Consider the following 13,275-nt stretch of genomic DNA (forward strand, 5'->3'; position numbering starts at 1 on the left):
ACGGCCTAATGTTAGTCGTTGTGTTTATATATTTCGGTCAAACCGATTGACTTGTTTTGCCGGTATTCAGCGATGTTTGGGTTAGGTCTTGTTGCCGGCATTTTAAAAGACTCGCTGTTTCAAGCGTGTACGCCGATAAGTGTGGGCAGTAGAAATGGGGCTGACATTAGGCGGATAACTGAAATGCTTTTTGCACATTAAACAATCAATATAGCCAGCAGCAGCATAGTTGGCAACTGATTTTTTACCTGATTTTAAATATTCCGAGTAAAAAATCTAGATGGCGGCTTTGAGGTTGCGAACCAAAGCGCCAACCGATTCGGCTTCTTTGCCGGGGTTTTGCTCGATTTCTTTGACGATGCGGCTGCCGATAATCACGGCATCGGCCACGGCGGCAACTTTGCGGGCGCTTTCTTCATCTGAAATACCGAAGCCCACACCAATAGGTATATTGATATATCGGCGCAAAACGGTAATTTTTGCTGCTACTTCATCCGTATCCAGTTTTGTCGAGCCGGTAACGCCTTTGAGAGATACATAATAAACAAACCCGCTTGCCAGCCGGCCGATTTGCGCCATGCGTTCTTCGCTGGTGGTTGGGGCAACCAAAAAGATGCAGTCCAGCCCATTCTGCGCTAAAGCATCGCGAAGTGTAGTGATGGTTTCTACGGGAGAATCAACAGTCAATACGCCGTCTACGCCGGATTCGGATGCTGCTCGGGCAAATTCTGCATAGCCCATTTTATGTATGGGATTCAGATAGCCCATCAAGACAACTGGCGTAACGGTATTTTTTTGGCGGAATGTGCTTACCATAGCCAAAACATCTTTTAAAGACACTTTGTTGGCCAGCGCACGCTCGGCAGCGCGTTGAATCGTGGGGCCGTCTGCCATGGGGTCTGAAAACGGAACACCCAGTTCGATAATATCGGCGCCGTTTTCAACCATGCTGTGCATTAAAGCAAGAGTTGTATTGATGTCGGGATCGCCGACAGTAATATAAGGTATCAGGGCTTTTTTACCGCCCAGTGCATCGAAAGCTTGTTGGATTCTGCTCATGGGTAGAGTAGAGACTGTTTTCAGACGGCCTCTATAAGGTTGAAAAATAATCGGGAAGTATAGCATTGCTTCACTTCAAAATGAGCGACTATTTTCAATTCGGTCGGAGTGTTTTGATTTTTGCAGATGGTTTTGGATAATAACTATATATAAGGATTTAAGTTGACAGGTTCTTTTTATATAGAGCAGAGTGGATGTTTGAATATCGGCAAGCATTCAAGCGATATAAACAAAACAGCCTTTGCTTGTCCGTGGTGCGGGTTATAAAAGCAAAGGCCGTCTGAAAGAGAAAGTATTGGATAGATGAATTGAGATAACGGTTTAGTCGGGCTTGTGTTCGATATAGTTTTGTTTGTCTTTTTCAGACGGCCTCGTAACCGTATATTCGCCTTCTATAATATCTCCCTCATTTTGCTGCTTGGGCGGGTATTGGAAAGGATTGTGACCGGTTTGAAAAGTTTCCATTTGAGCAATCGGCTTCCCTTTAATCGGCAGCAGCAAAATTAGAGCAATGACCAAAGACACAAAGCCCGGGCTCATCAACAAAACCGCTGCAACCGTATAACGGATAGGCCACAACATTTGATACAGCGATATCCCTTTACCGCTGCGCATCGTTGCCCCTGCCATCAATACACCGGAAATCCCCGTATGGCGCAGCATCATAACGCCGCCGGCAAAACTCAACAGCATCAATAAAAACGTCAAGCCGCCGCCAAGCCAGTCTGCCACCCAAACGATCGACATGATCTCTAAAAACAGTAGCACCAAAAAACCGATACCGAAAAATTGCATTACATTGGCTCCTTAACCAAGTGAAATCATCCGCGCTCCCGTTTTTAGTAAACAAAAATACAAAGGCGGATTGATTCAATCATTCAAATTGCTGCGAGAGTTTACCGGTATCAAACAAATTGAGTTTTGCAACACCGTTTAGATAGATTCGACAGCAGATTTTTTCATTGCCTAGTAAAATAAAGACTACTGCAAACCCTTTCAAGCGCCATTGGCGAAAACCGCCGCTATATGCAGTAAAAAAAAGTAAAGGCCGAAAAGAAAGGCCGTCTGAAAATTTTTGAAGCAGTTTAAATTTGCTATCCTTACGCCCATGAAAACACAATTGACTTATTTACTGAAAAAAATTCTTCCTGCCGCAACAGCTTTAGTGCTTGCGGCTTGTGCTGCCACATCTTCAGACGGCCCCGTGCCTGAAGGACATTACCGAGTTCAAAGCGGCGATACACTCTACCGTATCAGCCAGCGTTTCGGGCAAAGCGTACAAACACTGGCCGCATGGAATAATCTGAAAGACCCGACCAAAATCGAAGTGGGGCAAGTGCTTAAAGTGCGTGCCCAAGGCCGCTCTCAAGAAAGTTCAAGAAAAACACAAACCATCGCACCAACCAACCGCCTGACTTTACAGTGGCCGGTAAGCAACGGGAGCGCAAACATCATCGAACACTATAACGGCAGCACCAATAAAGGCATAGATATTGCCGGCGAGCTTGGAATGCCGGTGCGCGCCGCCGCTGCGGGTAAAGTGCTTTATGCCGGAGAAGATGTACGCGGATACGGCAAGATGGTCCTCATTAGCCACAACAGCAGCACCATTACCGCTTACGCCCATAACGACAGCTTCACCGTTCAAAAAGGGCAAACCGTTCAAGCAGGGCAAACCATCGCCACAATGGGCAGCACCGATACCGATCGCGTCAAACTACATTTTGAAGTACGCATTAATGGTAAGGCAGTTAATCCCACGCAGTATCTGAGATAAATTTTAATGTGGCAGAAGTCTCAATCAACAGGCCGTCTGAAAATTCAGACGGCCTGTTAAGTTTATGTGCGATATACCCAAACTTGTTCTACAAATATCCTGAAATGTAGGGGCAGATTACATATCCGCCCGTAACGGTTTTTCATGAAAATTCGAGGCCGTCTGAAAGCGAGCAAACGTAGATTGGGTCGTGACCCAACAAAAAATATTCAACTCTTCTGCCGCATTGGGTTTGGCAGCCCAACTTACGGGGTGACTGAAATTTTCCAAAGCAAGCGTGCGGGCGGATTGCATATCCGCCCGCAACGGCTTGTCTCAAGAAGCACCATTAGGAAGGCTCGGCCTTGGCTACGGAATCGTTACCGAATATGTAAGTGTTGCTAGCGGTTTTATGCCGAACCGTCTGTTAAGGCTAAATGGAGTAAACAAGCCTAAGAAAACGCTGTTTGAATATGAAAAATCACCCAAAGTGCCGAAAAACAACATAACCTGACAATTTGTTGCAAATGTGCCAATTTTTGAAATTAAAAATATATTATTTTGATTTTTAATGGTTTTAATCTTATTTGTGGAATAAACCATACACTTTCTTTTGAAAGAAGAGGCTCGAAAAGCCGATAAAGTTTGTTTTTTTGCAACGAAGCAATTATATTAGCAGACATGAAATCGCGCCTCCCGCGATGAATGCATAAGCTTGGATGGTTTTAGTTACCCATTTGAGTTTGTTTTCTTAAATGATAGAAAAGGAATACAGCAATGAAAAAATCTCTGATTGCTTTGTCTTTGGCTGCTCTGCCTGTAGCAGCAATGGCTGACGTAACTCTGTACGGCCAAATCAAAGCTGGTGTTGAAATTTCTAAAGTAAAAGTAGGTTCTGGTGATCAAGCAGAACGTAGCAAAACTGCGACAGAGATTGCCGACTTTGGCTCTCGTATCGGCTTTAAAGGTCACGAGCACTTGGGTTCTAACCTGAACGCTATTTGGCAAGTTGAAAACAAAGTAAGCGTTGCTGGTGGTGGCGAGTGGGCCGGTCGCGAATCGTTTATCGGTTTGGAAGGCGGCTTCGGTAAATTCCGTGCCGGTAAATTGAATACCCAATTGAAAGACATGGGTACCATTGATCCTTGGGAATACAACAACAACGCTTTAGGCTTGGGCGTATTTACCCGTACCGGTGATCGCGTAGTTTCTGCTCGTTACGACAGCCCTGTATTTGCTGGTTTTAGCGCAAACGTACAATATACTCCTCGTGACAATGCTAATCCTGATGATAAATATGACCATAAAGTAAAATCAAAAGAAGCTTACTATGGTGGCTTGAACTATGAAAATGCCGGCTTCTTTGCTCAGTATGGTGCTGCATTCCACAAAAATGCTTATTCTAAAAATGGTAAAGACAAAGCTGGTCAAGTTCACCGCGTAGAAGCTGGTTACGATGCCAATAACCTGTTTGCAGGATTGGGTTATCAATTCACCAAAGGTGTAGATACTGTTCAATCTTACCGCGGTGCTTTGAGTAATGGTCACTCTCTTCCTAAGGATGATAAAGCAACTCCGAATGTTGATGAGTCAAAAGTTGATAATACTGCTGCCATCAAAACCCAAGAATTGGCTGCAACTGTAGCTTACCGTTTTGGAAATGTAACTCCTCGTTTGACTTATGCTCATGGCTTTAAAGCTAAAAATGTTAGCGGCAACGAAAAAATTGATAACACTCGCTACCATCAAGTAGTGGTAGGTGCGGATTACGATTTCTCTAAACGCACTACTGCTATGGTTTCAGCCGGTTGGTTGAAAGCCGGTACTGGTAAAGAGAAAATCCAAAACACTGCCGGTTTGGTTGGTGTGCGTCACAAATTCTAATCGTATTGATTGGATTGAAAAGAGCCTGCAAATGCAGGCTCTTTTTTTTATCAATTCCTATTTTATTAAAATTAAAATCGGTATTGTAACGGGGGGATGCTCGTTTTTTTAATTTAATAAAGTGTAATTGTTGTTTTGATGTATAAAATCTGCGCGCTGGGCAAGTTTCAATCGGGTTAGCTTGACTAAGTGTTTGCATTGGAAATATAATTCCGCTCTTATCGACATGGTGTCGTTAAGTATTTCACTCAACAGGACGAGAAAATATGCCAACTATCAATCAATTGGTACGCAAAGGCCGTCAAAAGCCTGTGTACGTAAACAAAGTGCCTGCACTGGAAGCTTGCCCGCAAAAACGCGGCGTATGCACCCGTGTATACACTACTACTCCGAAAAAACCGAACTCTGCTTTGCGTAAAGTATGTAAAGTACGCTTGACCAACGGTTTTGAAGTGATTTCATATATCGGTGGTGAAGGTCATAACCTGCAAGAGCACAGCGTAGTGCTGATTCGCGGCGGTCGTGTAAAAGACTTGCCGGGTGTTCGTTATCATACCGTTCGCGGTTCTTTGGATACCGCCGGTGTTAAAGACCGTAAACAAGCCCGTTCTAAATACGGTGCTAAACGCCCGAAATAATTTAACCCGATGGCACGTCGGTTATTTGCAATAATAAATAGCCGAGTAAGTGAGTATCTTTTTAGATATTCATGGGATTGCCCCAACTGAATAGATAATTTAAGGAATTAAAATGCCAAGACGTAGAGAAGTCCCCAAGCGCGACGTGTTGCCTGATCCGAAATTCGGTAGCGTTGAGCTGACAAAATTCATGAATGTATTGATGATTGACGGTAAAAAATCGGTTGCAGAGCGTATCGTTTACGGTGCGTTGGATCAAATCGAGAAAAAAACCGGCAAAGCAGCGATCGAAGTGTTTAACGAAGCTATTGCAAACGCAAAACCCGTTGTTGAAGTTAAAAGCCGCCGCGTAGGTGGTGCCAACTACCAAGTTCCTGTTGAGGTTCGTCCTTCACGCCGTTTGGCTTTGGCAATGCGTTGGGTAAGGGATGCAGCTCGTAAGCGTGGTGAAAAATCAATGGATTTGCGCTTGGCTGGTGAGTTGATTGATGCCTCAGAAGGTCGCGGTGGCGCAATGAAGAAACGTGAAGAAGTACACCGCATGGCTGAAGCCAACAAAGCATTCTCTCACTTCCGCTTCTAATCTGGATTTAGAAAGGCGACCAAAATGGCTCGTAAAACCCCCATTAGTTTATACCGTAATATCGGTATTTCTGCTCACATTGATGCAGGTAAAACCACAACAACCGAACGTATTTTGTTCTATACCGGTTTGACCCACAAACTGGGTGAGGTGCACGATGGTGCAGCTACAACCGACTACATGGAACAAGAACAAGAGCGTGGTATTACCATTACTTCTGCAGCCGTTACTTCTTACTGGAAAGGTATGGCTGGTCAGTTTAAAGAGCATCGCTTCAATATTATTGATACTCCGGGACACGTTGACTTTACCGTTGAAGTAGAGCGTTCTATGCGCGTTTTGGATGGTGCGGTAATGGTTTACTGTGCGGTAGGTGGTGTTCAACCGCAATCAGAAACTGTATGGCGCCAAGCAAACAAATACAAAGTGCCCCGCTTGGCCTTTGTAAACAAAATGGACCGTCAAGGTGCCAACTTCTTCCGTGTAGTGGAGCAAATGCGCACCCGCTTGCGTGCAAATCCTGTACCTATCGTTATTCCTGTAGGTGCGGAAGATAATTTTGAAGGTGTTGTTGATCTGCTGAAAATGAAAGCCATTATTTGGAATGAAGCAGATAAAGGTACTACCTTTGAATACGGCGACATCCCTGCTGACTTGGTAGCAACTGCTGAAGAATGGCGCAACAATATGGTAGAAGCTGCCGCTGAAGCCAGTGAAGAGTTGATGGATAAATACTTGGGCGGCGAAGAGCTGACTGAAGAAGAAATCATCAACGCTATTCGTCAACGCACTTTGGCTGGTGAAATTCAACCGATGTTGTGTGGTTCAGCCTTTAAAAACAAAGGTGTTCAACGCATGTTGGATGCGGTGGTAGAGTTTTTGCCTTCTCCTACTGATATTCCGCCTGTACAAGGCGAAACACCCAATGGTGAGAAAGACAGCCGTGAAGCCAGCGACGATGCTAAATTCTCTGCATTGGCATTCAAAATGCTCAACGATAAATATGTTGGTCAATTAACCTTTATCCGTGTTTATTCTGGTGTGGTAAAATCAGGCGACACTGTAATTAACTCGGTTAAAGGTACACGTGAACGTATTGGTCGTTTGGTACAAATGACTGCTGCTGACCGTACTGAAATCGAAGAAGTTCGTGCAGGTGATATTGCTGCAGCCATTGGTTTGAAAGACGTTACAACCGGTGAAACGCTTTGTGCTGAAGATGCTCCCATTATTTTGGAGCGCATGGAGTTCCCTGAGCCTGTGATTCACGTTGCGGTTGAGCCGAAAACAAAAGCAGACCAAGAGAAAATGGGTATTGCTTTGAACCGCTTGGCTAAAGAAGACCCTTCTTTCCGTGTTCGTACAGATGAAGAATCAGGTCAAACAATTATTTCCGGTATGGGTGAATTGCACTTGGAAATTATTGTTGACCGTATGAAGCGTGAATTTGGTGTTGAGGCTAACGTAGGTGCGCCTCAAGTAGCTTATCGTGAAACCATCCGTAAAGAAGTGGAATCCGAAGCTAAACACGTTAAGCAGTCTGGCGGTAAAGGTCAGTATGGTCACGTAGTGATTAAAATGGAACCTTTGGAGCCGGGTGGTGTAGGCTATGAGTTTATCGACGAGATTAAAGGTGGTGTAATTCCTCGCGAATTTATTCCGTCTTGTGACAAAGGTATCCGTGATACTCTCCCCAACGGTATCGTAGCAGGCTATCCTGTTGTAGATGTTCGTGTACGCCTTATTTTCGGTTCTTACCATGATGTAGACTCATCTCAAATCGCCTTTGAATTGGCTGCTTCAATGGCCTTCAAAGAAGGTATGAAAAAAGCTTCGCCTGTTCTGCTGGAGCCAATTATGGCCGTTGAAGTAGAAACACCCGAAGAATATATGGGTGATGTAATGGGTGACTTGAACCGTCGTCGCGGCATCGTATTGGGTATGGACGATGACGGTATCGGTGGTAAGAAAGTACGTGCAGAGGTTCCTTTGGCCGAAATGTTTGGTTATTCTACTGACCTGCGTTCAGCTACCCAAGGCCGTGCAACTTACTCCATGGAGTTTAAAAAATACGCAGAAGCTCCTGCACACGTTGCTGCTGAAGTGACTGCAGCCCGTAAAGGCTAATCTGTTTAGTAAGGCCGTCTGAAATTTTCAGACGGCTATAATCCTGTTCTTTAATCGTTCTTTATAAAGGAATTAGCTCATGGCTAAAGAGAAATTCGAGCGGAGCAAACCGCACGTAAACGTTGGCACCATCGGTCACGTTGACCATGGTAAAACCACTTTGACTGCTGCATTGACCACTATTTTGGCTGAAAAATTCGGCGGTCAGGCTAAAGGTTACGATCAAATCGACAATGCCCCGGAAGAAAAAGCCCGCGGTATTACCATTAACACTTCTCACGTAGAATACGAAACCGAAACACGTCACTACGCACACGTAGACTGCCCGGGTCACGCCGACTACGTTAAAAATATGATTACCGGTGCTGCCCAAATGGACGGCGCTATTTTGGTATGTTCTGCTGCTGACGGTCCTATGCCGCAAACCCGCGAGCACATCCTGTTGGCTCGCCAAGTAGGTGTACCCTACATCATCGTATTCATGAACAAATGCGATATGGTTGACGATGCAGAGCTGCTGGAGTTGGTAGAAATGGAAATCCGTGATCTGCTGAGCAGCTACGACTTCCCCGGTGATGACTGCCCGATCGTTCAAGGTTCTGCTTTGCGTGCCTTGGAAGGTGATGCAGCTTACAAAGAAAAAATCTTTGAATTGGCTGCTGCTTTGGATAGCTACATCCCGACTCCTGAGCGTGCAGTTGACAAACCTTTCTTGTTGCCGATTGAAGACGTATTCTCTATTTCAGGCCGCGGTACCGTAGTAACCGGTCGTGTAGAGCGCGGTATTATCAACGTAGGTGACGAGATTGAAATCGTAGGTCTGAAAGAGACTCAAAAAACCACTTGTACCGGTGTTGAGATGTTCCGCAAATTGCTGGATCAAGGTCAAGCTGGTGATAACGTTGGCGTACTGTTGCGCGGTACCAAACGTGAAGACGTTGAGCGTGGTCAAGTATTGGCTAAACCCGGCTCTATCACTCCGCACACCAAGTTTAAAGCTGAAGTGTACGTATTGAGCAAAGAAGAGGGTGGTCGTCATACTCCGTTCTTCGCTAACTACCGTCCTCAATTCTACTTCCGTACTACCGACGTTACCGGTGCGGTAACATTGGAAGAAGGCGTTGAGATGGTAATGCCCGGTGAGAATGTGACCATTACTGTAGAATTGATCGCTCCGATTGCTATGGAAGAAGGTTTGCGTTTTGCGATTCGCGAAGGCGGCCGTACTGTAGGTGCTGGCGTAGTATCTTCTATCATCGCTTAATTGGAAGGATATAGATCAAATGGCAAATCAAAAAATCCGTATCCGTTTAAAAGCTTACGACTACAGTTTGATTGATCGTTCTGCTCAAGAAATCGTTGAAACTGCTAAACGTACCGGTGCTGTTGTAAAAGGCCCGATCCCATTGCCTACAAAAATTGAACGCTTCAATATTTTGCGTTCTCCCCATGTGAATAAAACTTCACGTGAGCAATTGGAGATTCGTACACACTTGCGTTTGATGGATATTGTCGATTGGACTGATAAAACAACAGATGCTTTGATGAAACTGGATCTGCCTGCCGGCGTTGACGTGGAAATCAAAGTTCAATAATTAGGTTTATCAGTAAAAACCCGAAGATTCTTTCTTCGGGTTTTTTGTGTTTATTTCATATGTTTCCGATAACAAGTTACCAAACGGAAATTGTTAAAAAAGGTTAGTATTTGTATTTATTTTACAACATTAAGATAGTTTTATAAGTTATTGTAAATAATGAATGATGGATTGTTTGAAGATTATGCGGGTACATTTTTAGCTTTTAAATATGACATTATTGATGTGATTTGCGCATTTATTTGGTATATTTATTAGTAATATTTAATATAAAAATAATTCCTTTTGTTATTTCATGTGATTCATGGCAATAAAACGAAAATATTGAATATATCTTGGACAACATTGATAAGGGGACGTTATGAGTAATAGCAGCACAGGAAAAAGCTTGGATAGACAAGATTTTTCACTAAAAAAACGTTATCGTAATATTACTGCATCAATCGCTGTTTTTTTGGCATTGGTTTCAGGATTGATGTATTACGCTTATAGCATATCGGTGGACATTCAAAAGCATCAGGTACAAATCGATGCGGCCGGTACTTTGAGTGATACCTTTTACGATATGTTGGTAACCATTCAATCTCTGCGCATCAACGATTTAGAACGGAATGTCGGGCTTGGTGAGGATGGGCAAGAAAGTAGTGCTCAAAATGTGCGTGAAAAGAATAATTCTGATGATCAAGAAAAAGAATATATCTTGATGCAAGTTGAAAATCAGAAGGTTCTGAAGGATTCTTACCAAACAGCACAGGGGTTAATTAATGTACTTTCAAAAGGGGGAAACTACAATATCGTAGAAAGTTTCGACAGTATTCAACCCTTAGAATCAGAAGCTACCCGCAACTCTTTGGCAAAAGTTCGAGATATTTGGCAGCAGTATGATCCTTTGCTTCTTGAAACCATTCATCTTCCGATCAAACCTGATCATAATTTAGAGACCGAAAGCAAAATTGCTGCATTTGCGGCAGAAAACCAAGAGGCTTTATATAACGGTATTGATGAGATTATTGTCGGCCTCAATGCGGAGATTATGGAACAGTCTGCAATATTGAAAACCGTGCAAATTGCCGGCATTGGTTTTTCATTGTTGTATTTCTTATTCTTTGTAACCTTTTTTATCCGCCGTTTGGAAAAATCTGACCGTGAAACAGCAGTGGCAAGACGCGAGAACCACGAAATTTTGCAAACCATCAATAGCGGCTTATTCCTGCTAGATAAAGATTTGAACATTGGTACTCAATACTCTAAAGAGCTTGAGCATTTATGGGGTAAAAAAGATTTTGGTGGCCAGAATATGCTCGATATATTGTCGGACATGGTGGCAAACTCCGAAGATTTGGAAACGGCAAACAGTTTTATCCGCCAATTGTATAACCCCAGAGTGAAAGAGAAATTGATAGGCAGTTTGAACCCGTTTGTGCGCTGCCCGATGTTGGTGGCCAATCGGACTGGAGAAAAAGAGATCCGCTATTTGGATTTTAAATTCAACCGGGTTTATCAAGATAAAGAAATTGCGCGCGTGTTGGTAAACGTTAGTGATGAAACGAATGCGGTTTTGCTGGCTGAAAAAATTACAAAAGAGCGCAAACAAAACGATTTGCAGACAGAAATGTTGTTCTTTATTTTGAATGCGGATTCTGAGTTGCTGCGTGACTTTATTGAAACTGCTAAGAAACGGAATAACAACATCAATGAGATTTTGAAACAGCCTGCAAAAACCCAGTCTGACTTTTTCCAAAAACTTGAAGCCATTTTCCGTGATGTTCACGGTTTGAAAGGCGATGCCAGCTCTTTAAGCCTGCATGGATTCGTATCGATTGCAGAACGGCTGGAAGACAATTTAAAAGAGCTTCAAAAGAGAAAGGTATTGAACGGCGAAGATTTCTTGATGCTGACGGTTTCGCTGGAAGAGCTGTTTAGTCTGACGAAAATGATTGAAGATCTGAATAGTCGGATTAACAAAGCCGCATCGGAAGATGAGCGTAAGCCGGTACAACCTATTAACCGCCAGAAAAACTTCTCAGACTCCGTCGCTCAACAGCTGGGTAAATATGTAGGCGAATTGGCCGAGCGTAACGGCAAAAAAGTTGACTTCAGTTGCGAGGGTATGGAGCAACGGGGCATTAGCATGATGCTCAAAAGCCAGTTAAGAGAATTGGCCGTGCAGTTATTGAGAAATGCGGTAGCTCATGGTGTTGAAAAACCGGATGTTCGCGTTAAAAACCATAAGCTTGAGTCGGGCCATCTTCGTTTGGTGCTTGAAGACAAAGACGATTGTGTGAGCTTATCGGTTCAGGATGACGGAGCAGGCATTAATCCCGAGTTGATTCGTGAAAAATTGGTAGAAAAGGGGATGTACTCTCGAGAAGAGGCGGATAAATTGGATAAAAGAGCGTTGATCCAAAAAATATTCGTTCCGGGTTTCTCGACTGCGGCAGAAAATAACGAAGATGCCGGCCGCGGAGTGGGCATGGATATCGTCAGCGACCGTATTAAGCAAATGAAAGGCAAAGTTTCAATTGCAACGAGGTCGGGCGCTTATACCTGCATCACCTTAACGGTACCCAAGTAATTTAAAACGATAATGGCTTAATAAAAGGGAAAATGATGCTCACAATTATGGTAGTAGATGACTCCAATATTATCCGTAACCGTATTACCCGCAGCTCGGAAAATAAAGGATTTGAAGTTGTAGCGAGTGCTGCCAACGGCAGAGATGCCGTGCAGTTGTATGATGTTTTAAGGCCGAATATGGTAACGATGGATTTAACCATGCCCGAAATGGACGGTTTGGCCTGTATCCGCCATATTATGGACTTGGATGAAAATGCGAATATTTTGGTCATTTCTGCACTTGCCGATAAGGCAACAGGCATTAAGGCGCTGGAATATGGTGCAAGAGGGTTTATTTATAAACCTTTTACCGATGAAGATTTATTTGAAGCCCTTGAGGAAATGGCGGAAGGATTGCAGCAATGAAAGAGAAACAACTTCAGGTTTTTTTAGAAGGTGTACAAAAATACTTTAGCCAGGTTGCGGGTGAAGAGATTTTTGTAGGTACGCCGTATCTTGTCGAAAACATTATGCCTGCGGCAAAGCACTATTCGGGTGTGATTGCTATTTCGGGTAGCAAAAAAGGCATTGTGTATTTTACTTCACCGGCAAGTATGGCTCAGCGCTTGCTCGAGCTGATGGGGGAAGAAGATCTTTCTGAAGCCAACATTATGGATCTTGTAGGCGAAGTGGCGAACACCATAGCAGGCAACGCACGCAGTGAGTTTGGCGAAAACTTTGAAATTTCCGTGCCCATAGTTATCAGAGGTGCGCCTGATGAGATTATGTTGCCGAGAGAGGGGCGCTCTTTTGTGATTCCTCTTGAGTGGAAAAAATTACAGGCTGCGATTGTGATTGCTATATGTAAAGGTTATTGAGTAAGCCGATAGAACGAACGCTTGTGCAAGTGGATTGATGGATAGCCGGCAGATTGGCGGTGTTCTTTCTTGAATCCGCACCATCGTTGGAAACGGATATTGTTTGATGTTCAGACAATATCCGTTTTTGTTTGGAACAAGCATTTCAGACGGCCTTAAGAACTTTAGCTTTAGCTCTTGAGGCCGTCTGAAAACATAT

General features: G+C 43.8%; 12 protein-coding genes. 10 read left to right on the top strand and 2 right to left on the bottom strand.

What is annotated here, in order from left to right; all coding sequences use genetic code 11:
• Nucleotides 1–276: 276 nt before the first annotated feature.
• On the bottom strand, nt 277–1,059 hold the full coding sequence (trpA, locus tag CKV66_RS03615) for a tryptophan synthase subunit alpha (protein WP_085364526.1): 783 nt from the start codon (nt 1,057–1,059) through the stop codon (nt 277–279).
• Between the two features lie 321 nt (nt 1,060–1,380).
• A complete protein-coding gene (locus CKV66_RS03620) occupies nt 1,381–1,854 on the bottom strand; it encodes an FxsA family protein (RefSeq protein WP_085364527.1) in 474 nt (157 codons plus the stop codon).
• A 313-nt stretch (nt 1,855–2,167) separates the two neighbouring features.
• Here CKV66_RS03620 and CKV66_RS03625 point away from each other — a divergent pair, with 313 nt between their 5' ends.
• The 10 genes from CKV66_RS03625 (at nt 2,168) to CKV66_RS03670 (ending at nt 13,076) form a co-directional block, all read left to right on the top strand.
• The gene (locus tag CKV66_RS03625) at nt 2,168–2,836 is read left to right on the top strand and encodes a murein hydrolase activator EnvC family protein (RefSeq protein WP_085364531.1); all 669 of its coding nucleotides are present in this window, start codon (nt 2,168–2,170) and stop codon (nt 2,834–2,836) included.
• A gap of 756 nt (nt 2,837–3,592) precedes the next feature.
• A complete protein-coding gene (porB, locus tag CKV66_RS03630) occupies nt 3,593–4,699 on the top strand; it encodes a trimeric porin PorB (RefSeq protein ID WP_085364528.1) in 1,107 nt (368 codons plus the stop codon).
• Between the two features lie 266 nt (nt 4,700–4,965).
• A complete protein-coding gene (gene rpsL, locus CKV66_RS03635) occupies nt 4,966–5,337 on the top strand; it encodes a 30S ribosomal protein S12 (protein ID WP_002218431.1) in 372 nt (123 codons plus the stop codon).
• Nucleotides 5,338–5,449: 112 nt separating this feature from the next.
• On the top strand, nt 5,450–5,920 hold the full coding sequence (gene rpsG / locus CKV66_RS03640; RefSeq protein WP_085364529.1) for a 30S ribosomal protein S7: 471 nt from the start codon (nt 5,450–5,452) through the stop codon (nt 5,918–5,920).
• Nucleotides 5,921–5,944: 24 nt separating this feature from the next.
• Nucleotides 5,945–8,047 carry an elongation factor G gene (gene fusA, locus CKV66_RS03645; RefSeq protein ID WP_085364530.1) on the top strand — a complete coding sequence of 701 codons (2,103 nt, stop codon included), beginning with the start codon at nt 5,945–5,947 and terminating at the stop codon, nt 8,045–8,047.
• Between the two features lie 79 nt (nt 8,048–8,126).
• Nucleotides 8,127–9,311, top strand: a complete 1,185-nt coding sequence (gene tuf / locus CKV66_RS03650; protein WP_085360686.1) for an elongation factor Tu — start codon at nt 8,127–8,129, stop codon at nt 9,309–9,311.
• 19 nt (nt 9,312–9,330) lie between these two features.
• Nucleotides 9,331–9,642: a 30S ribosomal protein S10 gene (gene rpsJ / locus CKV66_RS03655; protein WP_002642322.1), complete on the top strand. Its 312-nt coding sequence runs from the start codon at nt 9,331–9,333 to the stop codon at nt 9,640–9,642.
• 361 nt (nt 9,643–10,003) lie between these two features.
• Nucleotides 10,004–12,217: an ATP-binding protein gene (locus tag CKV66_RS03660; RefSeq protein ID WP_085364113.1), complete on the top strand. Its 2,214-nt coding sequence runs from the start codon at nt 10,004–10,006 to the stop codon at nt 12,215–12,217.
• A gap of 32 nt (nt 12,218–12,249) precedes the next feature.
• Entirely contained in the window at nt 12,250–12,624 is a 375-nt protein-coding gene (locus CKV66_RS03665; RefSeq protein WP_085364112.1) for a response regulator, read from the top strand.
• A complete protein-coding gene (locus CKV66_RS03670) occupies nt 12,621–13,076 on the top strand; it encodes a chemotaxis protein CheX (RefSeq protein WP_085364111.1) in 456 nt (151 codons plus the stop codon). Before CKV66_RS03665 ends, CKV66_RS03670 begins: the two co-directional genes overlap by 4 nt.
• The last annotated feature ends 199 nt before the right edge of the window (nt 13,077–13,275 follow it).

Origin of the sequence: Neisseria zoodegmatis, from assembly GCF_900187305.1 — a bacterium.
Classification (GTDB): domain Bacteria; phylum Pseudomonadota; class Gammaproteobacteria; order Burkholderiales; family Neisseriaceae; genus Neisseria; species Neisseria zoodegmatis.